Origin of the sequence: Hydrogenophaga sedimenti, assembly GCF_051857515.1 — a bacterium.
Taxonomy (GTDB): domain Bacteria; phylum Pseudomonadota; class Gammaproteobacteria; order Burkholderiales; family Burkholderiaceae_C; genus Hydrogenophaga.
On record NZ_JBPZHA010000015.1, the window covers coordinates 26,101 to 51,923 of the forward strand.

At 66.1% G+C, this 25,823-nt stretch carries 26 protein-coding genes; 12 read left to right on the forward strand and 14 right to left on the reverse strand.

Going from position 1 to position 25,823, the window contains the following annotated elements:
* Window positions 1-16 precede the first annotated feature (16 nt).
* The 4 genes from rnhA to ACS5NL_RS20325 all read left to right on the forward strand — a co-directional run bounded on the left by rnhA (window position 17) and on the right by ACS5NL_RS20325 (window position 5,448).
* The gene (gene rnhA / locus ACS5NL_RS20310; RefSeq protein ID WP_439355787.1) at window positions 17-451 is read left to right on the forward strand and encodes a ribonuclease HI; all 435 of its coding nucleotides are present in this window, start codon (window positions 17-19) and stop codon (window positions 449-451) included.
* Between the two features lie 133 nt (window positions 452-584).
* The gene (locus ACS5NL_RS20315; RefSeq protein WP_439355788.1) at window positions 585-1,877 is read left to right on the forward strand and encodes an efflux RND transporter periplasmic adaptor subunit; all 1,293 of its coding nucleotides are present in this window, start codon (window positions 585-587) and stop codon (window positions 1,875-1,877) included.
* A gap of 20 nt (window positions 1,878-1,897) precedes the next feature.
* Entirely contained in the window at window positions 1,898-4,990 is a 3,093-nt protein-coding gene (locus ACS5NL_RS20320; protein ID WP_439355789.1) for an efflux RND transporter permease subunit, read from the forward strand.
* Window positions 4,990-5,448 (forward strand): methyltransferase family protein, encoded by a 459-nt coding sequence (locus tag ACS5NL_RS20325; RefSeq protein ID WP_439355790.1) that lies wholly within the window; start codon window positions 4,990-4,992, stop codon window positions 5,446-5,448. Before ACS5NL_RS20320 ends, ACS5NL_RS20325 begins: the two co-directional genes overlap by 1 nt.
* Before the next feature lie 6 nt (window positions 5,449-5,454).
* On the opposite strand, the gene moeA is transcribed toward ACS5NL_RS20325, so the two are convergent.
* From moeA to ACS5NL_RS20350, 5 genes are all read right to left on the reverse strand, one after another.
* The gene (moeA, locus tag ACS5NL_RS20330; protein ID WP_439355791.1) at window positions 5,455-6,732 is read right to left on the reverse strand and encodes a molybdopterin molybdotransferase MoeA; all 1,278 of its coding nucleotides are present in this window, start codon (window positions 6,730-6,732) and stop codon (window positions 5,455-5,457) included.
* On the reverse strand, window positions 6,729-7,364 hold the full coding sequence (mobA, locus tag ACS5NL_RS20335) for a molybdenum cofactor guanylyltransferase MobA (RefSeq protein ID WP_439355792.1): 636 nt from the start codon (window positions 7,362-7,364) through the stop codon (window positions 6,729-6,731). The genes moeA and mobA overlap by 4 nt, the downstream gene beginning before the upstream one ends.
* 2 nt (window positions 7,365-7,366) lie before the next feature.
* The gene (gene moaA, locus ACS5NL_RS20340; protein WP_439355793.1) at window positions 7,367-8,482 is read right to left on the reverse strand and encodes a GTP 3',8-cyclase MoaA; all 1,116 of its coding nucleotides are present in this window, start codon (window positions 8,480-8,482) and stop codon (window positions 7,367-7,369) included.
* A 63-nt stretch (window positions 8,483-8,545) separates the two neighbouring features.
* Window positions 8,546-9,370 carry a metal-dependent hydrolase gene (locus ACS5NL_RS20345; RefSeq protein WP_439355794.1) on the reverse strand — a complete coding sequence of 275 codons (825 nt, stop codon included), beginning with the start codon at window positions 9,368-9,370 and terminating at the stop codon, window positions 8,546-8,548.
* Between the two features lie 110 nt (window positions 9,371-9,480).
* Entirely contained in the window at window positions 9,481-11,967 is a 2,487-nt protein-coding gene (locus ACS5NL_RS20350) for a sodium-translocating pyrophosphatase (RefSeq protein ID WP_439355795.1), read from the reverse strand.
* A 240-nt stretch (window positions 11,968-12,207) separates the two neighbouring features.
* Between ACS5NL_RS20350 and ppa the strand changes: the two genes are divergently transcribed.
* Window positions 12,208-12,744 (forward strand): inorganic diphosphatase, encoded by a 537-nt coding sequence (ppa, locus tag ACS5NL_RS20355; protein ID WP_439355796.1) that lies wholly within the window; start codon window positions 12,208-12,210, stop codon window positions 12,742-12,744.
* A gap of 94 nt (window positions 12,745-12,838) precedes the next feature.
* Here ppa and ACS5NL_RS20360 read toward each other — a convergent pair whose 3' ends face one another.
* The 6 genes from ACS5NL_RS20360 to ACS5NL_RS20385 all read right to left on the reverse strand — a co-directional run bounded on the left by ACS5NL_RS20360 (window position 12,839) and on the right by ACS5NL_RS20385 (window position 16,447).
* Window positions 12,839-13,243, reverse strand: coding sequence for a bactofilin family protein (locus tag ACS5NL_RS20360; RefSeq protein WP_411364665.1), 405 nt, complete (start codon window positions 13,241-13,243; stop codon window positions 12,839-12,841).
* A gap of 3 nt (window positions 13,244-13,246) precedes the next feature.
* On the reverse strand, window positions 13,247-13,759 hold the full coding sequence (locus ACS5NL_RS20365; RefSeq protein WP_439355797.1) for a hypothetical protein: 513 nt from the start codon (window positions 13,757-13,759) through the stop codon (window positions 13,247-13,249).
* 7 nt (window positions 13,760-13,766) lie between these two features.
* Window positions 13,767-14,288 carry a bactofilin family protein gene (locus ACS5NL_RS20370; RefSeq protein ID WP_439355798.1) on the reverse strand — a complete coding sequence of 174 codons (522 nt, stop codon included), beginning with the start codon at window positions 14,286-14,288 and terminating at the stop codon, window positions 13,767-13,769.
* 59 nt (window positions 14,289-14,347) lie between these two features.
* Entirely contained in the window at window positions 14,348-14,806 is a 459-nt protein-coding gene (locus tag ACS5NL_RS20375; RefSeq protein WP_439355799.1) for a bactofilin family protein, read from the reverse strand.
* Window positions 14,803-15,120 carry a hypothetical protein gene (locus tag ACS5NL_RS20380; RefSeq protein WP_439355800.1) on the reverse strand — a complete coding sequence of 106 codons (318 nt, stop codon included), beginning with the start codon at window positions 15,118-15,120 and terminating at the stop codon, window positions 14,803-14,805. Before ACS5NL_RS20380 ends, ACS5NL_RS20375 begins: the two co-directional genes overlap by 4 nt.
* A gap of 133 nt (window positions 15,121-15,253) precedes the next feature.
* Window positions 15,254-16,447, reverse strand: coding sequence for a GNAT family N-acetyltransferase (locus tag ACS5NL_RS20385; protein WP_439355801.1), 1,194 nt, complete (start codon window positions 16,445-16,447; stop codon window positions 15,254-15,256).
* A gap of 37 nt (window positions 16,448-16,484) precedes the next feature.
* On the opposite strand from ACS5NL_RS20385, the gene ACS5NL_RS20390 reads away from it, so the two are divergent.
* The 3 genes from ACS5NL_RS20390 (at window position 16,485) to ACS5NL_RS20400 (ending at window position 19,499) form a co-directional block, all read left to right on the forward strand.
* Window positions 16,485-18,173 (forward strand): NAD+ synthase, encoded by a 1,689-nt coding sequence (locus tag ACS5NL_RS20390; RefSeq protein WP_439355802.1) that lies wholly within the window; start codon window positions 16,485-16,487, stop codon window positions 18,171-18,173.
* Window positions 18,170-19,090: an ion transporter gene (locus ACS5NL_RS20395; protein ID WP_439355803.1), complete on the forward strand. Its 921-nt coding sequence runs from the start codon at window positions 18,170-18,172 to the stop codon at window positions 19,088-19,090. The genes ACS5NL_RS20390 and ACS5NL_RS20395 overlap by 4 nt, the downstream gene beginning before the upstream one ends.
* 70 nt (window positions 19,091-19,160) lie before the next feature.
* Complete coding sequence (locus tag ACS5NL_RS20400) at window positions 19,161-19,499, forward strand: P-II family nitrogen regulator (RefSeq protein ID WP_411364657.1); 339 nt, start codon at window positions 19,161-19,163, stop codon at window positions 19,497-19,499.
* Here ACS5NL_RS20400 and ACS5NL_RS20405 read toward each other — a convergent pair.
* The 3 genes from ACS5NL_RS20405 to ACS5NL_RS20415 are packed head-to-tail and all read right to left on the reverse strand — an operon-like array spanning window position 19,496 to window position 21,031.
* Window positions 19,496-20,083, reverse strand: coding sequence for an LOG family protein (locus tag ACS5NL_RS20405; protein ID WP_439355804.1), 588 nt, complete (start codon window positions 20,081-20,083; stop codon window positions 19,496-19,498). The two genes, ACS5NL_RS20400 and ACS5NL_RS20405, sit on opposite strands and share 4 nt — an antisense overlap.
* A 13-nt stretch (window positions 20,084-20,096) precedes the next feature.
* On the reverse strand, window positions 20,097-20,486 hold the full coding sequence (locus ACS5NL_RS20410) for a diacylglycerol kinase (protein WP_439355805.1): 390 nt from the start codon (window positions 20,484-20,486) through the stop codon (window positions 20,097-20,099).
* A complete protein-coding gene (locus ACS5NL_RS20415) occupies window positions 20,483-21,031 on the reverse strand; it encodes an RDD family protein (protein WP_439355839.1) in 549 nt (182 codons plus the stop codon). Before ACS5NL_RS20415 ends, ACS5NL_RS20410 begins: the two co-directional genes overlap by 4 nt.
* A gap of 267 nt (window positions 21,032-21,298) precedes the next feature.
* Here ACS5NL_RS20415 and ACS5NL_RS20420 point away from each other — a divergent pair, with 267 nt between their 5' ends.
* The 4 genes from ACS5NL_RS20420 (at window position 21,299) to pssA (ending at window position 25,755) form a co-directional block, all read left to right on the forward strand.
* Entirely contained in the window at window positions 21,299-23,074 is a 1,776-nt protein-coding gene (locus tag ACS5NL_RS20420) for an acetolactate synthase 3 catalytic subunit (protein WP_439355806.1), read from the forward strand.
* Between the two features lie 120 nt (window positions 23,075-23,194).
* Complete coding sequence (gene ilvN / locus ACS5NL_RS20425; protein WP_411364652.1) at window positions 23,195-23,686, forward strand: acetolactate synthase small subunit; 492 nt, start codon at window positions 23,195-23,197, stop codon at window positions 23,684-23,686.
* Window positions 23,687-23,796: 110 nt separating this feature from the next.
* Window positions 23,797-24,813, forward strand: coding sequence for a ketol-acid reductoisomerase (gene ilvC, locus ACS5NL_RS20430; protein ID WP_439355807.1), 1,017 nt, complete (start codon window positions 23,797-23,799; stop codon window positions 24,811-24,813).
* A gap of 132 nt (window positions 24,814-24,945) precedes the next feature.
* Window positions 24,946-25,755: a CDP-diacylglycerol--serine O-phosphatidyltransferase gene (pssA, locus tag ACS5NL_RS20435; RefSeq protein WP_439355808.1), complete on the forward strand. Its 810-nt coding sequence runs from the start codon at window positions 24,946-24,948 to the stop codon at window positions 25,753-25,755.
* Window positions 25,756-25,823: the final 68 nt, after the last annotated feature.

Consider the following 25,823-nt stretch of genomic DNA (forward strand, 5'->3'; position numbering starts at 1 on the left):
CTGGAGAAATGGCGTTTTGAACCACGTGGTGATCTATACCGACGGAGCCTGCAAGGGCAATCCCGGTCCCGGCGGATGGGGCGTCTACCTGAAGTCGGGTGGGCATGAAAAGGAACTCTGGGGCGGCGAGCGCGGGACCACCAACAACCGCATGGAGCTGATGGCGGTGATCGAGGGGCTGACCGCACTCAAACGACCATGCAAGGTGTCGGTCTACCTGGACAGCGAATACGTGCGCAAGGGCATCACCGAGTGGATCCACGGCTGGAAGGCCAAGGGCTGGAAGACGGCCGCCAAACAGCCGGTCAAGAACGCCGACCTCTGGCAGCGGCTGGATGCGCTGGTGCACGACGGCGTGCACCAGATCGAGTGGCACTGGGTCAAGGGCCACGCGGGCGATCCGGGCAACGAGCGCGCCGACGCGCTGGCCAACCGGGGCGTGCCCGGCTGAACGCCGGCTGAATGCGCCTGTTGCCCTGCGGGGCGCTGCCTCCGGTGGCGACGCCACACCGCCTGCGCTGATACATTGCACGCTGGTCTGCGTCCGTTGGCGCGGGCCGGGTTCATCCTTGGGCGCAGGACACATGGCAAAAAAGAACATCTACCTGTGGGTCGCGGCTAGCGGCCTGGCGTTGGCTTCCGCAGGAGCCTGGTGGTACCAGCACCGGTCGCCCGCGCCGCAGCCGGGCGCTCCCGCCGAAGGCGCTGCCGCCCGGCCTGCGGGGCCGGGTGGGCCCGGGGCCCAGGGTGGACAAGGCCAGGGCCAAGGGGGTCCGGCCAGCGTCGAGGTGGCCAAGGTCAGGACACAACCCCTGCAGGACGACGCGCAAGCGGTCGGTTCGCTCAAGTCGCGCCAGAGTGTGACCCTGCGCCCCGAAGTGGCGGGCCGCATCGCCCAGATCGGATTCGCCGAAGGTTCCCATGTGCGCAAGGGCCAGTTGCTGGTGCAGCTGGACGACGTGCTGCAGAAGGCGGAACTGAGCCAGGCACAGGCCCAGCTGTCGATCGCCCGCGCCAACCTCAAGCGCAACGAAGAATTGGTGGCCCAGTCGTTCGTGGCACAGCGCGTGCTGGACGAAAGCCGCGCGGCCCTGCAGGTGGCCGACGCGCAGGTGGCGCTGGCGCAGGCCCGGCTTTCGCGCATGCGGATCGTGGCGCCGTTCGACGGCACCGTGGGCCTGCGCAACATCAACCTCGGCGACTACGTCAAGGACGGGGCCGATCTGGTCAATCTCGAAGACACCTCGCAGCTGACGGTGGACTTCCGCCTGCCCGAGCGCTACCAGTCGCGCCTGTCGACCGGCCAGGCGGTGCAGGTGCAGCTGGACGCCTTGCCCGGCAAGAAGTACAGCGCCAAGGTGCAGGCGGTGGACCCGCTGCTGGACGCCAACGGCCGCTCCATCGGCGTGCGGGCTGCGTTGCCGCCGTCGGCGGGCAGCGAACTGCGGCCGGGCATGTTCGCCCGCGTGACCACGGTGTTTTCGATCAACGACGCAGCGCTGGTGGTGCCGGAAGAGGCGCTGGTGCCGCAGGGCGGCAAGCAGTTCGTGGTCAAGCTGGACAAGCAGGGCGAAGGCGACGGGGCCAAGCTGGTGTCGCGTCGCGCGGAGGTGCAGCTGGGCGTGCGCCGCGGGCCGATGGTGCAGATCCTCTCGGGTGTTGAGGACGGCGAGACGGTCGTGATCGCGGGCCAGCAGCGGCTGCAGAAAGACGGCACGCCGGTGCGCGTGGTCGACCTGGCCAAGGCCGGCGGTGGTGGTGGCAAGCAGGGCGGCGGTCAGCCAGGGCCCAAACCCGAAGGGGCGCCATCGTCTCCCGCCGCACCCGCAGGGCCTGGCGCTGGCGGTGCCAGTGGCAACAAACCCGCGGCCGGCTGAGCGCGACGCAGGAGCCTCACATGCAACTGCCTGAAATCTCGATCCGCCGGCCGGTGTTCGCCAGCGTGCTGTCGCTGCTGATCCTGCTGGTCGGCTGGGTGTCGTTCAAGGAACTGACGGTGCGCGAGTACCCGAAGATCGACGAACCGACGGTCTCGGTGCAGACCCGCTTTGCCGGCGCCTCCAGCGAGGTCATGGAGTCGCAGGTCACCAAGACGCTGGAGGACTCGCTGGCCGGCATCGAAGGGGTGGACGTCATCACCTCCACCAGCCGGCAGGAGCAGAGCAACATCACGGTGCGCTTCAAGCTCGAGCGCGACCCCGACTCGGCCGCCGCCGATGTGCGCGACAAGGTCAGCCGCGTGCGCCAGCGGCTGCCACAGGGCATCGACGAGCCGGTGATCGCCAAGGTGGAGGCCGATGCCTTTCCGGTGATCTGGCTGGCCCTCAGCTCGGACACGCACAACGCACTGCAACTCTCCGATCTGGCCAACCGCATCGCCAAGCCGGTGCTGCAGACCGCGCCGGGCGCGGCCGACGTGCGGGTCTACGGCGAGCGCAAGTATTCGATGCGCGTCTGGATCGACCCGGACCGCCTCGCGGCCTATCGCCTGACGGTGCAGGACGTGGAAGATGCGCTGCGCCGCTCCAACCTCGAAGTGCCGGCCGGCCGCATCGAAAGCGCCCAGCGCGAGTTCAACGTGACCGCCGCGACCGACCTGCAGACCGTGCCCCAGTTCCGCGAGATCGCGATCCGGACGGTCAATGGTCTGCCGGTGCGGCTGGGCGACGTGGCCCGCGTGTCGCAGGGGCCGCAGGACGAACGCAGTTCGGTGCGCCTCAATGGCCGCGACTCGGTGTCGCTGGGCGTGATCCGCCAGGCGACCGCCAACCCGCTGGAGCTTTCCGCCGGCGTGCGGCAGCTGATGGAGAAGGTCAAGGCCGACCTGCCGCCGGGCATCACGGTCGATGTCGCCAACGACAACTCGGTCTTCATCGACCGTTCGATCAAGGCGGTCTATCACACCATCGGTGAGGCCGTGCTGCTGGTGGCGCTGGTGATCTTCGTGTTCCTGCGCACAATCCGCGCCTCGATCATTCCGCTGGTGACGATCCCGGTCAGCCTGATCGGCACCTTCTCGCTGATGGCGCTGTTCGGCTTCTCGATCAACACGCTGACGCTGCTGGCGCTGGTGCTGGCGATCGGTCTGGTGGTCGACGACGCCATCGTGGTGCTGGAGAACATCTACCGCCACATCGAGGAGGGCATGCAACCCTTCGAGGCAGCCATCAAGGGGGCGAAGGAGATCGGCTTCGCGGTGGTGGCGATGACGCTGACCCTGGCGGCGGTGTACGCGCCCCTGGCGTTCACGCCGGGCCGCACCGGCCGCCTGTTCGCCGAATTCGCACTGGCGCTGGCCGGCGCGGTGGTGGTCTCGGGCTTCGTGGCGCTCACGCTCTCGCCCATGATGAGCAGCAAGCTGCTGCGCCACAACCCGAACCCGGGCTGGTTCGACCGCGGCATGGAGCGGGTGCTGGTCTCGGTGACCAACGGCTACAGCCGGCTGCTGGCGGCCAGCCTGAACCTGCGCTGGCTGGTGGTTGCGGTGATGGCGGCCAGCGCGGTGGGCAGCTGGTGGCTGCTGCAGCAGACCAAGCAGGAGCTGGCGCCGGTGGAGGACCGCGGCGTGATCCTGGTCAACGTCAACGGCCCGGACGGCGCGACGCTGGCCTACACCCGCCGTTATTCCGAGGCCATCGAGCGCATCGGCCAGAACTACCCCGAGTTCGACCGCATCTTCAGCAACATGGGCAACCCGACCGTGGCGCAGGGCACCATCTTCCTGCGTGCGCTGCCCTGGGAGGAGCGCCAGCGGACCACGATGGAGATCGCGCGCGAGATCACACCCAAGATCGGCGCCTTGCCAGGCATCAGCGGCTTCCCGATCACGCCGCCATCGCTGGGCCAGGGCTTTCGCGAGCGGCCGATCAACTACGTGATCGTGACCTCCGACAGCTACGAGAACCTCTCGCGCACGGTGCGCCGCTTCCAGGAGGAAATGGCCAAGGTGCCGGGTTTCGTGCAGGTCGATACCGACCTGCGGCTCAACAAACCCGAGATCCGCATGGACGTGGACCGCGAGCGCGCGGCCGACATCGGCGTGAGCGTGGACGTGATCGCGCGCACGGTCGAGACCATGCTCGGCGGCCGCATCGTGACCCGCTACAAGCGCGGCGGCGAGCAGTACGACGTGGTGGTGCAGACGGCCGGCACGCAGCGCAGCGCGCCGGAAGACATCGACCACCTGTTCGTGCGCGGCCGCAACGACGCGATGATCCCGCTGGCCTCGCTGGTGCAGTTGCGCGAGGTGGTGGTGCCGCGCGAGCTCAACCACTTCGGCCAGCGCCGCAGCGCGTCGATCACCGCCAACCTGGCCCCGGAGCTTGCGCTGGGCGATGCGCTGGCAGAGATGAACCGGATCGCGGCCGAGGTGCTGCCGCCGGGTTACACCACCGACCTGAACGGCCAGAGCCGTGAGTTCAAGAACTCGTCGGGCTCGCTGGCCATCGTGTTCGGCCTGTCGCTGCTGTTCATCTACCTGGTCCTGGCCGCGCAGTTCGAGAGTTTTGTCGACCCGTTCATCATCATGCTCAGCGTGCCGCTGTCGATGCTGGGCGCACTGCTGGCGCTGAAGTTCACCGGAGGCACGCTCAATGTGTTCAGCCAGATCGGGCTCATCACCCTGGTGGGGCTGATCACCAAACACGGCATCCTGATCGTCGAATTCGCCAACCAGCTGCGCGAGGATGGCAAGGACAAGCTGCAGGCCGTGACCGAAGCGGCGGCGCTGCGACTGCGCCCGATCCTGATGACCACCGGCGCGATGGTGCTGGGTGCGATTCCGCTGGCCCTGGCCACCGGCGCGGGCGCCGAGAGCCGCCAGCAGATCGGCTGGGTGATCGTGGGTGGCATGAGCCTGGGCACGCTGCTGACCATCTTCGTGGTGCCGACCATGTACATGCTGCTGGCACGCAGGCACCACGGTTCCCGGGTGCTGCCGGCCGATCCACCGGCCCACGCCGGGCCCGGCGAAGTCCTGGTCGCCAAGTGATGCGTTTTCTCGAACACCGCATCCCGCCGCCGCTGGTCGGTCTGATCACTGCGGTGCTGATGTGGTGGACCACCGGCATGGGTGGGGTGCTTTGGCCCGGCGGGCCAAAGGGCTTCGCGGTGGCGCTGCTGCTGGTGGCCGGCGCGGGTTTCGATCTGGCGGGGCTGCTGTCGTTTCGCGCCTCGCGCACAACGGTCAACCCGATGCGGCCGGAGCGGGCATCGACCCTGGTGACGGAGGGCGTCTACCGATTCACCCGCAACCCGATGTACGTCGGCATCGCCTGCCTGCTGACCGCCTGGGCGCTGGTGTTGCCGTCTTGGCTGGCGCTGCTGGGACCGATGGCTTTCGTGGCCTACCTCACGCGGTTCCAGATCCTGCCGGAAGAACGGGCGCTGCTGGGGCTGTTCGGCGAGGACTACCGCGCCTACATGCGCCGCGTGCGGCGCTGGCTCTGAACGCGCTCAGATCGCGCCGTCGAACATCATCACGTCGACCTCGTCGCCCACGGCCACATTGCCCTGTCCGTGGTGCAGCACGATCAGGCCGTTGCCCTCGACCATCGAGCGGAGCACGCCCGAGCCCTGGTTGCCGGTGGTGCGCACGCGCAGCGAACCGTCGGCCTCGCGGGTGACGACGCCGCGCTGGTATTCGGTGCGGCCGGGCTTCTTGCGCAGCGCTTCGGCACTGTGCGCCTTCAGCAGGATCGGGGCGGCCGGCGTGGCGCCCGACAGGATCTGCAGGGCAGGGCGCACAAAGGCGAGGAATGTGACCATCACGGCCACCGGGTTGCCCGGCAGGCCGAACAGGACCGACGACTTGACATCCTCGACGATGCGCCCGACCGCCATCGGCCGCCCGGGTCGCATCGAGATGCGCCAGAAGGCCACGTCACCGAGCTGCTTCATCATGGCCTTGGTGTGGTCGGCTTCGCCCATGCTCACGCCGCCGCTGGTGATGATCGCGTCGGCCTCGCGCGCGGCCTGGCGGAACGCGGCTTCGAGCGCCTGCGGCTCGTCGCGGATCACGCCCATGTCGACCACCTGCACACCCATGCGTGTGAGCAGGCCGAACACGGTGTAGCGGTTGCTGTCGTAGACCGCGCCTTCGCGCGGCGATTCACCCAGGCTCAGGATCTCGTCGCCGGTCGAGAAATACGCGACCTTCAGACGACGGAACACCGGCACGGCCGGCAGACCCAGGCTCGCGATCAGGCCCAGCGCGGCCGGGCCCAGGGTCTGTCCCCGGCGCAGGGCCGGTCGTCCGGCCATCAGGTCTTCGCCGAGCAGCCGGCGGTTGTCGCCCGGGCGGACCACATCGGCAGGGACCGTCACCGCATCGCCATCGACCTTCACGAATTCGACCGGCACGACAGTGTCCATGCCGGCCGGCATGATGGCGCCGGTCATGATCTTCACGCAGTCCCCGGCGCCGGCCTGTCCGTTCCAGGCCTGTCCGGCGAACGCCGTGCCGAGACAGCGCAGGGACAAGGCTTCCCCGAAGCGCAGCTGGCTGCCGTCGAACGCGAAGCCGTCCATGGCCGAGTTGTCGTGCGGCGGCACACTGATCGGCGACACCACGTCGTCGGACAGCACCCGGCCCAGGGCCTCGAAGATGCCGCAGGACTCGGTCTCGCGCACCGGCTCGACCAGCCTGGCCAGAAAATCGTTGACGCGCTCGGCGCTCAGGGCCTGCGGGTCGTAGCCCTGCAGTTCGGCCGCGATCTGTTCGATGGACTTCATGTCGTGCGGTTGGAGATTTCGAGGGAGCGCAGCTCGTCCAGGGTGTTGGCGTTGCCGAAAGCCAGCGGGTCGTCGGTCGGCCGGTCGAACGGAACGAGCACGCTGCGGTGCAGCCCGGACCAGCGGTCGACCTTGCGGCCGCCGTCGCGGGTGAAGGCCTCCAGACTCTCGCGCAGCGACACCTTCATCAGGCAGAACACAGGTTGCGACCGGTACTGGTCATCGCCTTCCCGGGCCGAGGCCATGGCGACGTCGGCGTTGCCGGCCAGCACCGCCTGCGCCATGCGGTGCGCCAGGTCGAGCGGGAAACGGGGTGAATCGCAGGGCACGGTCAGCATCCAGGCCGTCTGGCAGTGCGCCAGCCCGGCCAGGAAGCCCGCCAGCGGGCCGGCAAAGTCGGCGATGGGGTCCGGACACACGGGAGCCCCGAAGGTCTCGTAGACCTCCGCGTTGCGGTTGGCGTTGACCAGCAGGGGACCGATCAGCCCACCGTGCTGCTGCCGCAACCGGCGCAGCGCATGCAGCGCCAGCGGCGTGCCCTGGAAATCCTGCAGGCCCTTGTCGACGCCGCCCATGCGGGAGCCGCGCCCGCCGGCCAAGACCAGACCGGTGATGTCGCCAGACCCGATCACGCTCATCCTCCGATGTAGCTCATCTCGATGCGGCGGGCGCCCTGGCCCTGGTCGGGCGGCAGCGAGGCTCGCAGCTCGGAGTAACGGTCGTCGCGGCCTTGCCAGATGGCGGCGATGGCGCTGGCCAGTTCGGCATCGCTGGCACCACCCCGCACCAGGTGCTTGAGGTCGTGGCCCTCGGTGGCGAACAGACAGAGATACAGGCGGCCTTCGGTCGACAGGCGTGCCCGGTTGCAGTCGCGGCAGAAGGCCTGCGTCACGCTGCTGATCACGCCGATCTCGCCCGAGCCATCGGCGTAGCCCCAGCGCTCGGCGGTTTCGCCGGGTGCGGACGGATCCAGCTGCACCAGCGGCAGCGCCTGGTGGATGCGGTCCACCACCTCGGCACTGGGCAGCACCTCGTCCATGCGCCAGCCGTTGGTGGCGCCGACGTCCATGTATTCGATGAAGCGCAGGACCGCGCCGTGGCCCTTGAAATGCCGCGCCATCGGCAGGATCTCGTGGTCGTTGGTGCCGCGCTTGACCACCATGTTGATCTTGACCGGGCCAAGACCGGCCTCGTGCGCCGCGTCGATGCCACGCAGCACGTCGGCCACCGGGAAGTCGACATCGTTCATGGCGCGGAACACCGCGTCGTCCAGCCCGTCGAGGCTGACGGTCACGCGCTTGAGGCCGGCCTCCTTGAGTTGCCGGGCCTTGCGTTCGAGCAGGGAGCCGTTGGTGGTCAGCGTGATGTCCAGCGGCTTGCCGTCGACCGTGCACAGTTCGGCCAGCTGGGCAATCAGGATCTCGATGTTCTTGCGCAGCAGCGGCTCGCCGCCCGTGAGCCGGATCTTCTGCACGCCATGGGCCACGAACACGCGCGCGATCCGGGTGATTTCCTCGAAGCTGAGCAGCGCGTTGTGCGGCAGGTAGGGGTAGTCCTTGTCGAAGATCGACTTGGGCATGCAGTAGTTGCAGCGGAAGTTGCAGCGGTCCGTGACGCTGATGCGCAGGTCGCGCAACGGACGCCCCAGTGCATCGCCGAGCAAACCGGTGGCGGCCACCGGAGTGGAGGGCACCACGGCGGGACGGATTTTCAGGCGCTGGTCGACCAGGGGAATCACGCGTTCGGACATGGCGAGATTATGGTCGACGCTGCATATCCGCCTGCGGGACAGGCCGGCAGCCGGCAGGGGCAATCAGGCGCTGGCGCCGACACGCGCATAGGCCTGCGCGTTGTCGGCCAGCCAGCGCTCCGAGAGCCCGCTGTGCTGCTGGTCGGGGTGGAAGTCTTCGCGGAAGTAGCGCTTCCAGTCCCCATAGCTGGAACGCAGCAGGCCATCGCGGCCGAACAGATGCCGGGCGGCGCTGCGCCAGGTCGACCAGCGCCACAGCGTGCCGTCGGCGCGCAGGTTGCTCACGGTCTGGCGCAAGGCATCGCTCAGGAAGATGACCGTCACCCGGCGCATCCACCGGACGCGCCAGGCGTGGCTGCCGCCCAGCGCCTGGTAGATGTCGAAGGCGGTGCACTTGTGTTCCGCTTCCTCCGCGCTGTGCCAGAGCCACAGGGTCTTCAGGCGCGGGTCGCTGCCGTCCAGCAGGTCCGGATGCGAGAGCATCCATTCGGCGAACAGGGCGGTGAAGTGCTCGTTGGCGGCCGTGATGGCCACGCAGTGGCGCACGTCGCTGCCTTCGAGCAACGCCAGGCGCCGGCGCGCGCGCGACTCCCAGTGGTTGCGCAGGCCGTGTTTTTCGATCTGGGCGTTGAACAGGCCGTGGATGCGGCGGTGGGTGGCCTCCTGGCCGACAAACCCCTGGACCTCGTCGCGGAAGCCTTCCTGCTTACCGGCCGGGAGCGCCTTGAAGCCGTCGCGCACGGCGTCGATGAAGAACTGCTCGCCGACGGGAAAACTCATCGACAGGGCGTTGAACCAGGCGGTGAGAAAAGCGTCGTCCCGACACCAGTGGCGCGCGACTGGCTGGTCCAGATCAATGAGCAGGCGGCGGACAACAAGTTCGGTCATGGTGCGGGCTGAGGGGGCGGAGTGCCGAAAGCCCGATGGTGTCACACCGCCGCCCATGAAAAAAGCCCCGGGAGGCGAACCTCACGGGGCAGGGCGTGGAACAGTGCGGTTCAGTCGAGGCTGACCTCGACCCGGCGGGCCAGGTGGGCCGGACCGTCGCCCTGCATCTGCTCGGGCTTCTTGAGCTCGACCTTGTCCTCGGCCACGCCGGCCGCCTTGAGCAGGGCCGCCACGGCCTGGGCGCGCTCCTTGGCGAGTTCGGCGTTCTTGGCGGGGTCACCGGAGGCATCGTGGAAGCCGCTGATCACGGCCTTCTTGCCACCGGCGATGCCGGCCACGATCTGCTCCAGGGCCTTGCTGCCATCGGCGGCGACGTCGGCCTTGCCGCTGGCGAAGTAGAACTTCACCACGCCGTTTTCCACCGCGACCGAAGCACCGTCGGCAGGGACCGCCGCGGCCGCGGCTGCGGCAGGTGCGGCTGCGGGGGCCGTGGCCGACGGAGCCGGAACCTCGTGCGCACCCGAACTTCCGGAGCCGGCCGCCATCGGCAGCAGCGGCACGATCAGCAGCGCCACGATGTTGATGATCTTGATCAGCGGGTTCACGGCCGGGCCGGCGGTGTCCTTGTAGGGGTCGCCCACGGTGTCACCGGTCACGGCCGCCTTGTGGGCTTCGCTGCCCTTGCCGCCGTGGTGGCCGTCTTCGATGTACTTCTTGGCGTTGTCCCAGGCCCCGCCACCGGTGCACATCGAGATCGCCACGAAGAGGCCGGTCACGATCGTGCCCATCAGCAGGCCACCCAGCGCCTTCGGACCGAGGAACAGACCCACCAGGATCGGCACCACCACCGGCAGCAGCGAGGGAATCACCATCTCCTTGATGGCGGCGGTGGTCAGCATGTCGACAGCGCGGCCGTACTCGGGCTTGGCCGTGCCTTCCATGATGCCCTTGATCTCCTTGAACTGGCGACGCACTTCCACCACCACCGAGCCGGCGGCGCGGCCCACCGCTTCCATCGCCATGGCGCCGAACAGGTAGGGAATCATGCCGCCGATGAACAGGCCCACGATCACCATCGGATCGGAGAGGTCGAAGCTGATGTGGTGGCCGTAGGCCTCCAGCTTGTGGGTGTAGTCGGCGAACAGCACCAGCGCGGCCAGGCCGGCCGAACCGATCGCGTAGCCCTTGGTCACGGCCTTGGTGGTGTTGCCCACGGCGTCCAGCGGGTCGGTGATGTCGCGCACGCTGCTGGGCAGTTCGGCCATCTCGGCGATGCCCCCGGCGTTGTCGGTGATGGGGCCGTAGGCGTCCAATGCGACGACGATGCCGGCCATGCTGAGCATGGAGGTGGCGGCGATGGCGATGCCGTACAGGCCAGCCAGCGCGTAGGCCACGATGATGGCGACGCAGACGAACAGCACCGGCCAGGCGGTCGAGCGCATGGACACCCCCAGGCCGGCAATGATGTTGGTGCCATGGCCGGTGGTGGACGCCTGTGCGATGTGCTGGACCGGCGCGTACTGGGTGCCGGTGTAGAACTCGGTGATCCAGACCAGCGCCGCAGTCAGCACCAGGCCCACGGCGCAGGCACCAAACAGCTTCATCTGGCTGCCCGACGCGGCGATGGCGTTATCGGGGATCACGGCCGTCGTCACGAAGTAGAACGCGATCAGCGACAGCACGCCCGCGATCGCCAGGCCCTTGTACAGCGCCGGCATCACGTTCTTCATGCCCGGGCTGGCCTTGACGAAGAAGCAGCCGATGATGGACGCGATGATGGACACGCCGCCGAGCACCAGCGGGTAGAGCGCGGCCTGCATCGGGGCCGCAGCCACCATCAGGGCACCCAGCACCATGGTGGCGATCAGCGTCACCGCATAGGTCTCGAACAGGTCGGCCGCCATGCCGGCGCAGTCGCCGACGTTGTCGCCCACGTTGTCGGCGATCACGGCAGGGTTGCGCGGATCGTCTTCCGGGATGCCGGCCTCCACCTTGCCCACCAGGTCGGCGCCGACGTCAGCGCCCTTGGTGAAGATGCCGCCGCCCAGTCGCGCGAAGATCGAGATCAGCGAGGAGCCGAAGGCAAAACCGATCAGCGGGGTGAGCAGCTTGCCCAGTTCCGCGCCGGTACCCGAAGGCCCGGTGCCAAGCAAGTACCAGAAGAAGCCGGCCACCCCCAGCAGGCCCAGGCCCACCACCAGCATGCCGGTGATGGCGCCGCCCCGGAAGGCGACATCCAGCGCCGGGCCAATGCCCTTGGTGGCCGCCTGCGCAGTGCGCACGTTGGCCCGCACCGAGACGTTCATGCCGATGAAGCCGCAGGCGCCCGAGAGTACCGCGCCGAGCACGAAGCCCACGGCGGTGGAAGCGCTGAGAAAGACCCCGATCAGGATGGCCAGCACCACACCGACGATGCCGATGGTCTTGTACTGTCGGGCGAGGTAGGCAGCAGCGCCGGTCTGGATGGCTCCAGCGATTTCCTGCATGCGGGCGTTGCCCGCGTCCTGAGAAAGAATCCAGCTTCGGGACCAGAAGCCGTAGACCACGGCGACCAGGCCACACACCAGCGCAAATATCAGCGCAGATTGTCCAACCATAGATTTCTCCTGCTCATGCGTTTCGACTTGGAGGGGGCAACGCTTGGAGGAGGCCCCCGCTGCGTTGCTTCCTCGCGTCCTTCACGCACCACGAGGGTGGGGCAGGGCGATTGGCCAACGGAGCCAATGTAGCGGGAAATGCTTCAGACGCAAACTGATCTGGATCAGGAAGTCAGGTTGGAATCAGTAAAATCAGGGTTAATCACAAGCGTTTTCCATCAACTCTCAGAAGAACCCCCCATGTCTCTCGACAACGTCAAGCCTGGCGACAAAGTACCCGAAGCGTTCAACGTCATCATCGAGATCCCCATGAACGGCGATCCGATCAAGTACGAAGTGGACAAGGAATCGGGCGCGATCTTCGTGGACCGTTTCATGAACACCGCCATGCACTACCCGACCAACTACGGTTATGTGCCCAAGACCATTGCCGGCGATGGCGACCCGGTGGACGTGCTGGTCGTGACGCCGGTGCCGCTGATGCCCGGCGTGGTCGTGCCCTGCCGTGCCATCGGCATCCTGAAGATGACCGACGAAGCCGGTGAAGACGGCAAGGTGCTGGCCGTGCCGACCAACAAGATCCTGTCGCTGTACAGCCGCTGGAGCAAGCCCGAAGACCTGAACCCGATGCGCCTGAAAGCCATCGAGCACTTCTTCGAGCACTACAAGGACCTGGAGCAGGGCAAGTGGGTTAAGGTCGGTGGCTGGGAAGGCCCCGAGGCTGCCCACAAGGAAATCATGGACGGCATCGCCGCCTACAAGAAGGCCCTGGCCTGATCGGGTTTCTGCGCAGCCTCGTGCTGCGCAGACCAACAAAAAAGCCTGCTGGATTCCGGCAGGCTTTTTTGTTGGTACGGACGGCGGCTGCCGTTCAGTTCTGCACGGCGTCGATGTCGCCGCGGTATTCGATCTTGCCACGGACGCGGGCGCGGGGATGCATGTCGATCAGTTCGTCGTAGCTGGCGTCACCGATCAGGGTGGCCGAACCGGTGATTTCAAGGGCCTTGCGGGCGATCACGGTGCCGATCACCTTGCCTTCGATGAACACGTAGTCGGCTTCGAGCCGGGTGTTCTCGATCACGCCGGTGGCGCCCACGTGGAGCGTGCCGCCGGTTTCAAACGTGATGTTGCCCTTGAGCTGACCGTCCACCTTGATGCCCTGGTCGCGGTTGGTGTGGAAGTTGCCGTCGAACACCGCACCTTCGGCGATCAGGCTCGTGATGGCGGACAGGCGCTCGGCGGGGACCAGGCGAGTGGACGCAGGGTTTTGGCTCATGGATCAGGGCTCCTTGCTGTGCAACCAGTTTTCGGGTTTGAGAGAGAGTGTATCGGCAGAAACTTCGGCCACGGGCTCAGGGCCGGCGCTTCTCGGTTCGAAGCTCATGCTGTTGCGCAAAACCAGCGGTGCGTCGGTACCGGGGTCGGTCGCGACGGTGTCGAATACATCCACCGGGGTGGGGACGGCAACGGGCACCGTGGGCACCGACGGGGGCATGTACCGGAGAGGTTCTTCCCGGGACGCTGACTGAAGGTCATTTCCTGCCAGGGACCATTGGGGCCGGATGCCGCTGCAATAGGCCACGCCAGCCAGAACCACCATCCCGGCGAGGGCGTGCGGCGCATAGCGCTGGGTGTACCAGGTGATCCAGCGCCAGGCGATGCGGCGCTGGGCAACGCGGCGGTCGCGGTTCCAGCTGGCCTGAAGCGCCGCCAGCCGCACAGACTCCGGGTCGGGTATGGACTTCGGATTCGGGTGCGGCGTGGGCAGATGTTCGCTTCTTGGCCACTGCATGAGACCGTCAGTTCACTTTCCGCGGGGCCACCCGTTCGAGCGTCGCGTTGAGGTCTGCACCGTTGACCTGGATGCGACCGTAGCGCACCAAGCCGTGCACGCTGGCGGAATCGTGCAGCGAGACTTCGCCCTGACCGGAGTCGAGCACACCGTCGGTGTGGCCCATGACCGAGATCTTGTGCGCGGTGATGTCGCCCTTGACGCGGCCGGTTTCGGTCACCACCACCGACACCTGGATGCCTTCGGCCTGGGTCAGGTTGCCGTCCACCTGGCCGGAGACACTGAACGGGCCACGCAGCAGGGCATTGCCCACGAAGTGGATGCCGTCGGCGAGCATGCTGCGCGCGTTGGCGGCCTCGGTGGCGTCGATCGGAGCCTGTCCGCTGTCCTGGGACTGCAGCATCGGGATGTTCTCGGCCATGGCCGGCGGCATGGCGCGCCCGACGTCAACCTCCAGCGCCTGGGGCATGTCGGAGGAATAGTCCGGTGCCGGGCCGGGCACGGCAGGGAATTGGTTCTGGTCGTTCATGGGGGGAGTTCCTGAGGGCTCTTCGTGTGTGCGGTCGGGGCGGATGTAGCGGCGTGCTTTCATGTTCGGCTTCCGGGTGCTCTCAAGGGCTGCTCGGGTTGCACATCGTGCAAGATGGGCAGGCTGCCCCCCAACTTTAGCGTCTTGAAAGGCCCGCGAAGATCCGCGCCCTCGTACAGCTGTAACCGTTTGGCCATCAGGGTTCCGGTCGAAATCCCGGTCTGGGCGACATAGGCCATGCCCACACATTCGAGTTGCGTGTCCTGCGGCGAGGCGTTGTGCGCGCCCAGCTGGCCGAACAGATAGAAGTCACCGTTCACGCGCACGGCACCGCGCACCACGCCGCCTTTCCAGATGATCAGGCGGCCGTTGACCCGGATCTGCCCCGAAATCTCTCCCTGGACCAGGAGGCCGCCGTCAAACTGCAGGTCGCCGTCCAGGCGGCAACCGGCCGCGACCCGGTTCACCACGTTCATGGCGATGGGATCGATGGTCAGGGTGTCCTGGGGCAGCTTCATTTCCACAGCATGGCCCCCCAGAGCACGCCGGTCGCGACCAGCGATGCCAGGCCCAGGACAGCCAGCCACAGGGCATGCCGCTCCAGCCATCCCCGCAGCTTGCCAGGCCGCAGGCGCGGCACCCCCACCGGGTCACAGGCATGGCTGAGCACGATCCAGTCGCGCCACAGCCGGGTGAGCTGCTGTTCGCCAGAGGCCAGATGGATGTTCAGCCCTTCGGGACTGGACTGTCCGGGCGCGCGGCGCCGGCCCAGCAGGGCGGTGAAAGGCGCACCGACGACGGTCTGCGTGAAAAAGGCGTCGGCTTGGTCCATGAGCACAATTGTAAATAACTTGTAACCAAATAATACGAATGGACGCACCCATGTGGGGCATCCACCGTGACATGTGGCATGAAAGTGCTCCATGAGAGCACCACAGCACGCGCATTGTCGGCGATGGCGGGGGTCAACGGCCGGTGTCCTGCCTCAGCGGACTGCGACTCGACAGGTGCTCCAGATAACCGAGGATCTCCTGGTCTTCGTGCTCGAGGAACCGCCCGACCGCTTCGGCAAAGGCGGGATGGGCCAGCCAGTGTGCGCTGGTCGTGCGCACCGGCATCAGCGCCCGAGCCATTTTGTGCTCCCCTTGCGCGCCACCTTCAAAGCGCCGGAAGCCCTGTTCGATGCACCAGGACAGCGGCTGGTAGTAACAAGCCTCGAAGTGCAGGCAGTCCACGCGCTCCAGCGCGCCCCAGTAGCGCCCGTAGGCAACCCCTTGATCGCCATCGATGCCAATCAGGCTGGCCGCCATGGGCCGTCCATCGCGCTCCGCGATGAACAGCAGCCAGTGTTCGGGCATGGTGTCGGCCATCCGGGCGAAGAAGTCCCGGTTCAGATAGGGCGGGTTGCCGTGTTCGAGGTAGGTGCGCTCGTAGCAGCGGTAGAAAAAGTCCCAGTCGGCGGCTGTGATCGCCTTCCCCCGCGCATGCCGGAACTGCACACCGGCCTCGCCGACCTTGCGCCGCTCCTGCCGGATTTTCTTGCGCTTCTCCTGCTGCAGGCTGGCCAGGAACTCCTCGAAATCGCGATGCCCGGCCGATGTCCAGTGGAACTGCACGGTGTGCCGCAGCATGAGGCCGGCGTCCGCGCAGGCCTGGGCATCCGCGTCGGACAGGAACAGCAGGTGCATGGAAGAAAGCTGCTCGGATGTGGCGTGCGAGAGCAGGGCCCTGACCAGCGCGGCCCTGGCATGGGCGTCCCGGGCCAGCAGACGGGGGCCGGGTACCGGCGTGAACGGCACCGCCACCAGGCCCTTGGGGTAGTAGTCGAGACCGTGCTGGCGGTACGCGTTGGCCCAGGCCCAGTCGAACACGTATTCGCCGTACGAATGCGCCTTGTGGAACAGCGGGCAGGCGGCCTGCAGGTCGCCGTCGCGCCAGAGCGTGAGGTAGCGGGGCCGCCAGCCGGTGCGGCCACAGGCGCTGCCGCTGTGGTGCATCGCCGCCAGGTATTCGTGCCGCATGAACGGGCTGGGGTCGGTCTGCCGGGCCTGCAGGGCGTTCCAGGCGTCGGCCGGCACCCCATCGGGCGCATCGAAGACCCGGGTGACATAATCGTTCGACGCCCCGTCCGAGGCCGTCGCGAGCAGTCCGTTCGCCACGCCAGTCCTCGCCGTCTTTTTCCGTTCTTCCGATTCCATGACGCTCAAGATCTGTGTGGCCCAGCTCAATTTCGTGGTGGGTGACATGGCGGGCAATGCCCGTCGCATTGCCCAGGCGGCACGCGAGGCGCACGCCCGCGGTGCTGCCGTGCTGCTCACGCCAGAACTGGCGCTGTGCGGCTATGCGGCCGAAGACCTGTTCCTGCGACCCGCGTTCATCGACGCCTGTGATGATGCACTCAAATCGCTGGCGGCCGAGACCGCCAGCCTCAAAGGCCTGCACATCGTGGTGGGACATCCGGCGCGTCTCGATGCCACTGGTCGCCGCAGCCGCAGCGTGTCGGTGGCCGGTCTGCACAACGCGGCCAGCGTGATCCGCGAGGGCCGCATCACGCACACCTACGCCAAGCGCGAGCTGCCCAACTACCAGGTGTTCGACGAGCGACGCTACTTCGTGCCGGGCCAGCAGGCCTGCGTGTTTGAGGTGACCGGGGCCGACGGGCAGGCGGTGCGCCTGGGACTGCTGATCTGCGAAGACGCCTGGTTCGACGCGCCGGCGGCCGATGCCAAGGCGGCCGGAGCCGATCTGCTGGCGGTCATCAATGCTTCGCCGTTCCACACCGGAAAGGGCGGAGAGCGGGAGGCCACGATGCGCGAGCGCGCGCAGGCGGTGGGCCTTCCCCTGGTCTATGCCCATCTGGTGGGCGGACAGGACGAGATCGTGTTCGAAGGCCGCAGCTTTGTGCTGGATGCCTCGGGCGCGCTGGCCGGGCGCGCCATCAGCTTCGAAGAGACGCTGTTTGAGGCAGTCTTCACCCGCGGGCCGGCGGGCTGGCGGGTCGAGGCGGCCGTCGACCGACCCCACAGCCAGGAAGCCGACCTGTGGCACGCCCTGGTGCTGGGCGTGCGCGACTACCTGGGCAAGAACGGCTTCCCCGGCGCGCTGCTGGGGCTGTCGGGCGGCATCGATTCGGCCCTGGTGCTGGCGATCGCGGTGGATGCGCTGGGCAAGGACAAGGTGCGTGCGGTCATGATGCCGTCACCCTACACGGCAGACATTTCCTGGATCGATGCGCGCGACATGGCGGCGCGGTTGGGTGTGCGCTACGACGAGATCGCCATCGGCTCCGAGTTCCAGGCCTTCCGGACTTCGCTGGCCCCCCTGTTCGAGGGGCGCCCGGAAGACACCACCGAAGAGAACCTGCAGGCGCGCATCCGCGGCACCCTGCTGATGGCGCTGTCCAACAAGTTCGGCTCCATCGTGCTGACCACCGGCAACAAGAGCGAGATGGCGACCGGGTACTGCACGCTGTACGGCGACATGGCCGGCGGCTTCGCCGTCATCAAGGACGTGGCCAAGACCATGGTGTTCCGGCTGGCGCGGTGGCGCAATGCGCACGACCCTTACGGCACTGGCACCAACCCGATTCCCGAACGCATCATCACGCGCCCACCCAGCGCCGAACTGCGGCCGGATCAGAAGGACCAGGACAGCCTGCCGGAGTACGCCGTGCTCGACGCCATCATCGAGCGCTACATGGAAAACGACCGCAGCCCGGCTGAGATCGTGGCCGAGGGCTATCCGCAGGCCGATGTCGACAAGGTGGTCAGGCTGATCCGCATCAACGAATACAAGCGCCGCCAGGCGCCGATCGGCATCCGCGTCACGCACCGCAGCTTTGGCAAAGACTGGCGCTATCCGATCACCAGCAAATACCGGGCATGACAGTCGCTCGCGAGCCAGCAAACCAGAAAGGGCCGGGCGCCACCACGTTCAAACAGGCGCAGCAGGAGCGCCTGGGCAAACCACTCACCGGTTGGCGGGAGAAGCTCTACACCATCATCTTTGAAGCGGACACCCGGGCTGGCAAGGCCTTCGACGTGTCGTTGCTGGTGCTCATCCTGTTGAGCGTGGCGGTGGTGATGGCCGACAGCGTGGCCGACCTGCATGCCCGTTACGGGCAAGTGTTCAAGGCGCTGGAGATCGTGTTCACCGCCGTCTTCACCGTCGAATACGCGCTGCGGCTGATCTGCGTGCGTCACCCGGGGCAGTACGCCAAGAGCTTTTTCGGTGTGGTCGACCTGCTGTCGGTGCTGCCGACCTACCTGGCGGTCCTGTTTCCGGGCATGCATGCCCTGATCGACGTGCGGGTGCTGCGACTGCTGCGCGTGTTCCGCATCTTCGGTCTCAGTGCCTATGTCAGCGAATACCGGGGTCTGCTGCTGGCGATCCGGTACAGCGCGCGCAAGATCTTCATCTTTCTCTCGTTCGTGGTCATCGTCACGGTGATCATGGGCACCGTGATGTATGTGGTGGAAGGACCGGAGAACCGGTTCACCAGCATTCCCACATCGATCTACTGGGCCGTGACCACCATGACCACGGTCGGATACGGCGACATCTCGCCGGTCACGACAACCGGCCGCTTCATCGCCACCGTGATGATGCTGCTGGGCTGGGGCACCCTGGCCGTGCCGACCGGCATCGTGACGGTCGAAATGAGCAATGTCGGGCAACTCAGAAAAACCGCCACCACCCGCACCTGTCACGAATGCCTGACCGAAGGTCACCAGCCCGAGGCCCGGTTCTGCATGCACTGTGGCGCAGCGCTGCCGCCGTACCAGTCCGACGAGTCCCCATAGAGCCTCTCGGTGACAGGCGCGTGATACAGTTTTGTGTAGCCCACCCATTGGTCCAAAGAGAGACACCCGCATGAAGCAGATCACCGCCGTCATCAAACCGTTCAAGCTCGAGGAAGTGCGGGAGGCCCTGGCCGAACAGGGCGTGACCGGGCTGACCGTGACGGAAGTCAAGGGTTTCGGGCGCCAGAAGGGTCACACCGAGCTCTACCGTGGTGCCGAATACGTGGTGGACTTCCTGCCCAAGGTGAAGCTGGAAGTGGTGGTCAAGTCGGCCGATGTGGACCGCTGCGTCGACGCCATCGTGCGTGCTGCGCGCACCGGCAAGATTGGCGACGGCAAGATTTTCGTGACGCCGGTCGAACGCGTGGTGCGCATCCGTACCGGCGAAGAAGACGAAACCGCGGTCTAAACGCGGTCCAGCCGGTCGGCAGGCGTCACGCCGCCGGCCTGCACCAGTTCCGGCAGCAGGCGCTCCCAGTCGGCGCCCACCCGGATGAGTTCCGTCTGCCAGGGGCCCATGAACTGCTGCTCGACGCTGTGGCCGATGAAGCTCATCAGCCCGTCGTAGTACCCATCGACATTGAGCAGGCCGACCGGCTTGTCGTGGTACCCGAGCTGGCGCCAGGTCCAGACCTCGAAAAACTCTTCGAAGGTACCGATGCCGCCGGGCAGGGCCAGGAAAGCATCGGCCCGCTCGGCCATCATGCGCTTGCGCTCATGCATGGTGTCGACCACATGCAGTTCGCTGCAGCCCTTGTGCGCCCACTCCCGCTCCACCAGCGCTTTGGGAATGATGCCGACCACACGGCCGCCGCTGGCCAGCGTGGCGTCGGCCAGCTGGCCCATCAATCCGTTGTGGCCGCCTCCGTAGACGAGCTGGCCGCCATGGCGGCCGATCCACTCACCAACGGCCCTGGCGGCCGCGCTGAAGGCAGGATTGGCACCGGGGCGCGAGCCACAGTAGACGCAGAGAGAAAAAGCGGGGTTGTTCATGTCGTTGCGTGGTTCATAGCCAGCGGCTGGCCATCGCCGCCAGCCAGGTGCCTGCGCACAGCAGCAGGCTCAGCAGCACGGCGGCGCTGCCCATGTCTTTGGCCCGTTTGGAGAGTTCGTGCCATTCCGGACCGATGCGGTCGATGGCCGATTCGACGCCGGTGTTGAGCAGTTCGACGATCATCACGATCAACACCGTACCGCACAGCACGCTCACTTCGGTCCAGCTGCGGCCGACCCAGAACGCCAGTGGAACCATGACCATGGCTGCCAGTGCCTCCTGCCGGAATGCGGTTTCGCGCCAGCCAGCGCGCAGGCCCGCCAGCGAGTAGCCGAAGGCATGCCACATGCGGCTGAGGCCGCGGCGCTGCTTTTGTGCGTCGGTAGGTTCCCTGGAATTCATGGGTGCCAGAACTTGGCCCGCTGGGCAGGCGCCACGGGCTTGTGGTGCACCAGGCGGGTACCGGCCAGTGCATCGTGAACAAATTGCCCTTGGGCGTGGAAGCGGGAGAGCAGGGCCCAGAACAGCACCCAGCCAATCATGATCACCGCCAGTTCGCCCCCGGGCAGGCCGAAGAAGCCTGCCACCGCCAGCGGCGGCAGGAACCACAGCCAGCACAGGAGATAGCGCACCAGCGCCTTCGGCTGGGTGAGCGGCTGGCCGGACGCGTCCACTACCCGGATGTGCCAAGTCTTCATGGCCAGGGTCTGACCTTTGGACCAGAACCACACGAAATAGACACCGAACACAATGAACAGGAAAGCCTGCTGCCAGTGTCGGTTGTCCAGCGCATGCCGGGTCTGGGTCAGCGCGGAAAACAGGTAGCCCGCGATGAACACGACACCAAACAGAAGCATGCCTTCATAGAGCCAACTGGCCATGCGGCGCATCAGGGGAGGGGCCATCAGCGAAGGGGCGCCGGAGGCGGTGGAAAGGGTTTCGGGCATCGGATCGCGCACGGAATCGGTCCCGGATTGTCGCATCCGTACCGACGGCCACCACCGGCCTGATGGGTTGACGTCCTTTCATGTTTGTCTGATGCCTTGTTGCAGTGCGATAATGTCAGGCTGCAATTCAAAAAGGCAAACGGGTCAAGGTCCGGCGGGGTATGTGTCCGCCCATGTCCTTTGGCCTCAAGTCCCGACGCCGCTTCACAAGAGCAGGCGAAGGGGCACCCAAGGTATTTCGTCAGAGAAATTCTCGAAAGGTTCATCATGGAAATCAACAAGGCCGAAATGGCCGCTGCCGCTGCCAGCCAGACTCCCGCCACCGAACAGCTCATGGGCGCCGAAATCATGGTGCGCGCGCTGCAGGCCGAGGGCGTGAAGTACATCTGGGGCTATCCCGGCGGCTCGGTTCTCTACATCTACGACGCGCTGTACAAGCAAGAAGGCATCCAGCACGTGCTGGTCCGCCACGAGCAGGCAGCCGTGCACGCGGCCGACGGTTATGCGCGCGCCACGGGCGACGTGGGCGTGGCGCTGGTGACCTCGGGGCCTGGCGTCACCAACGCTGTGACCGGTATCGCCACGGCGTACACCGACAGCATTCCCCTGGTCGTCATCACCGGTCAGGTTCCCTCGGCGGCCATTGGCTCCGACGCATTCCAGGAGTGCGACACGGTCGGCATCACGCGCCCTGTGGTCAAGCACAACTTCCTGGTCAAGGATGTGCGCGATCTGGCCGACGTGATGAAGAAGGCGTTCCACATCGCGCGCACGGGGCGTCCCGGCCCGGTGGTGGTCGACATTCCGAAGGATGTGTCGTTCAACAAGGCTCCCTGGTCCGGCTATCCCGCGACGGTCGAGATGCGCTCCTACAACCCGGTGCGCAAGGGTCACGGCGGCCAGATCCGCAAGGCGCTGCAACTGCTGCTGAACGCCAAGCGTCCTTACATCTACACCGGCGGCGGCGTGCTGCTGGGCAACGCCGTTCCGGAGTTGCGTGCGCTGGTCGATCTGCTGGGCTATCCGGTCACCCACACGCTGATGGGCCTGGGCGCCTATCCCGCGACCGACCGCAAGTTCCTGGGCATGCTGGGCATGCACGGCACCTACGAAGCCAACCACGCGATGCAGAACTGCGACGTGCTGCTGGCGGTGGGCGCGCGCTTCGACGACCGCGTGATCGGCAACCCCAAGCACTTCGCCTCGGTCGAGCGCAAGATCATCCACATCGACATCGATCCGTCCAGCATCGCCAAGCGGGTCAAGGTGGATGTGCCGATCGTCGGCGACGTCAAGGACGTGCTGACCGAGTTGATCAACATGGTCAAGGAAGCGCAGGCCAAGCCCGACGAGAAGGCGCTGGCCGCCTGGTGGGACACCATCGAGGGCTGGCGCTCGCGCGACTGCCTGCGCTTTGACCGCGCCAATGCGCAGGTCATCAAGCCGCAGATGGTGGTGGAGACGCTCTGGAACCTGACCAAGGACGACGACTGCTACATCACGTCGGACGTCGGCCAGCACCAGATGTTTGCCGCGCAGTTCTACAAGTTCAACGAGCCGCGCCGCTGGATCAACTCCGGCGGTCTGGGCACCATGGGTGTGGGCTTGCCGTACGCCATGGGCATCAAGCTGGCGAAGCCCCAGGCCGACTGCTGGTGCATCACGGGCGAAGGCTCGATCCAGATGAACATCCAGGAGCTGTCCACCTGCCAGCAGTACGGCACGGCGGTCAAGGTGCTGTCGCTGAACAACCGCTACCTGGGCATGGTGCGCCAATGGCAGGAACTGATCTATCAGGGCCGCTACAGCCACAGCTACATGGACGCGCTGCCGAATTTCGTCAAGCTCGCCGAGGCCTATGGTCACGTCGGCCTGCTGGTCGAACGTCCACAAGACGTGGAGGCGGCGCTTCGCGAGGCACGCAGCATCAAGGACCGCACTGTCTTCATCGACGTGCGCACCGACCCGACGGAAAACGTCTGGCCGATGGTCGAGGCAGGCAAAGGCATCACCGAGATGCTGCTGGGGTCGGAAGAACTCTGACCCTTTCTCCGGACGCCGATCCGGCTGGTGCCGGACTGACGTCCTCCGACGAATCTATTTGCAGCCGAGCCTGCGCATTACCGTGCGCAGGGGAGGGCTCAGAAAAGAGGAATCTTCATCATGAAACACATCATCGCTGTCCTGCTCGAAAACGAAGCTGGCGCTCTTTCCCGTGTCGTTGGCCTGTTCTCGGCCCGTGGCTACAACATCGAATCACTGACCGTGGCTCCCACGGAAGATCCGTCTCTCTCTCGCATGACGATCCAGACCACTGGGTCGGACGACGTCATCGAGCAGATCACCAAGCACCTGAACCGCCTGATCGAAGTGGTCAAGGTGGTGGACCTGACCGAGGGCGCCTACACCGAGCGCGAGCTGATGCTCGTCAAGGTGCGCGCGGTGGGCAAGGAGCGCGAGGAAATGAAGCGCATGGCCGACATCTTCCGTGGCCGCGTCATTGACGTGACCGAGAAGAGCTACACCATCGAACTCACCGGTGACCAGGGCAAGAACGACGCCTTCCTGGAAGCCATCGACCGTTCCGCAATTCTGGAAACGGTCCGTACAGGTTCCTGCGGCATTGGTCGCGGGGAGCGGATTCTGCGCGTTTAAGATCGCAGGTTTTTCGGGCTCAGCCGAACCGCCGTTCGGGCTGGGCCTGTCGAGGGCCTTCGACGGGCTCGTGAACGAACGGCACACCAACACTCCAAAGAGGATAGACCATGAAAGTTTTCTACGACAAAGACTGTGACCTGAGCCTGATCAAGGGCAAGACCGTCGCGATCATTGGCTACGGCTCGCAAGGCCATGCCCATGCCCAGAACCTGAACGACAGCGGCGTGAAGGTCGTGGTCGGTCTGCGCAAGGGTGGCGCGTCCTGGGACAAGGTTGGCAAGGCCGGCCTGACCGTGATGGAAGTCAACGACGCCGTGAAGGCCGCCGACGTGGTCATGATCCTGTTGCCTGACGAGCAAATCGCCGAGGTCTACACCAACAACGTGGCACCGAACATCAAGCAAGGTGCTTCGCTGGCCTTCGCACACGGCTTCAACGTGCACTACAACCAGGTCGTGCCGCGTGCCGATCTGGATGTGTGGATGGTTGCCCCCAAGGCCCCTGGCCACACCGTGCGCAACACCTACACCCAGGGCGGCGGCGTGCCCCACCTGGTGGCGATCCATCAGGACAAGTCCGGCAAGGCCCGTGACCTGGCCCTGAGCTACGCCATGGCCAATGGTGGCGGCAAGGCCGGCATCATCGAGACCAACTTCAAGGAAGAAACCGAAACCGACCTGTTCGGCGAGCAGGCTGTGCTGTGCGGTGGCGCCGTCGAACTGGTGAAGATGGGCTTCGAGACCCTGGTCGAAGCCGGCTACGCCCCCGAGATGGCCTATTTCGAATGCCTGCACGAGCTCAAGCTCATCGTCGACCTGATCTACGAAGGCGGCATCGCCAACATGAACTACTCGATCTCCAACAACGCGGAGTTCGGCGAGTACGTGACCGGCCCTGAGGTCATCAACGAACAGTCGCGCGCCGCCATGCGCAATGCCCTCAAGCGCATCCAGAACGGCGACTACGCCAAGATGTTCATCCAGGAAGGCCGCCTGAACTACCCGAGCATGACGGCCCGCCGCCGCAACACCGCCGATCACCAGATCGAAGTGGTGGGCGGCCAGCTGCGCGCCATGATGCCCTGGATCGCCAAGAACAAGCTGGTCGACCAGACCCGCAACTGATTCGGGCGGCCCTTGCGGCCGCTGGCGGACGCAAAGGCCACCTCGGTGGCCTTTGTCCGTTTTGGGCCCGAAGGGCCTCAGCCTTTACACTGCCCCTTTCGGCCTCTCTTCAGGGGTCATGCGACTTCTTCCATGCACGACGGATCCGATCCCCTCATTGACCATGCCCATGGTGGCCCCCGCCGGCCCAAGGGCATCTACATGCTGCCCAACATGATCACGCTGGCCGCGCTGTTCGGTGGCTTCTACGCCATCGTGATGGCGATGAACGGCCGCTTTGACCTGGCCACGGTGGGCATCTTCGTGGCCATGGTGCTCGACAGCCTGGACGGTCGCGTGGCCCGCATGACCAACACGCAGAGTGCTTTCGGCGAGCAGATGGACTCGCTCTCGGACATGGTGTCGTTTGGCGCTGCGCCGGCGCTCGTGGCCTATGTCTGGGTGCTCAAGGACCTCGGACGCTGGGGCTGGATTGCGGCCTTTGTCTACTGCGCCTGTGCGGCCTTGCGTCTTGCCCGCTTCAACGTGAACACGGGTGTGGTCGACAAGCGCTATTTCCAGGGTCTGCCGTCGCCGGCCGCTGCAGCGCTGGTGTCGGGCTTCATCTGGCTGGCCAACGAGTTGGAGCTCACCAAGGGTGACCTGGTCTGGCCCATGTTCGCCATCACGCTGTACGCGGGCCTGACGATGGTGACGAATGTCCCGTTCTACAGTTTCAAGGACCTGAGCCTGAAGAAAAGTGTGCCGTTCGCCGCCATCGTGCTGGTCGCATTGGGCATCGCCGTGATCAACATCCATCCGCCGACCGTCCTGTTTGGCGTGTTCGTGTTGTATGGGCTGTCGGGGTACGCCATCTACCTGTGGCGCAAGGCCAAAGGACGGCCGACCAGCGTGATCAGCACCTCGACCGACGAGCCCGAGGAGCGAGGCTTGCACGAGTGACAACCCGTGGCAATCACGGTCATGGATTTCCTCTATCCGTGCCGAGCCACCTTTGTGCTACATTGCCT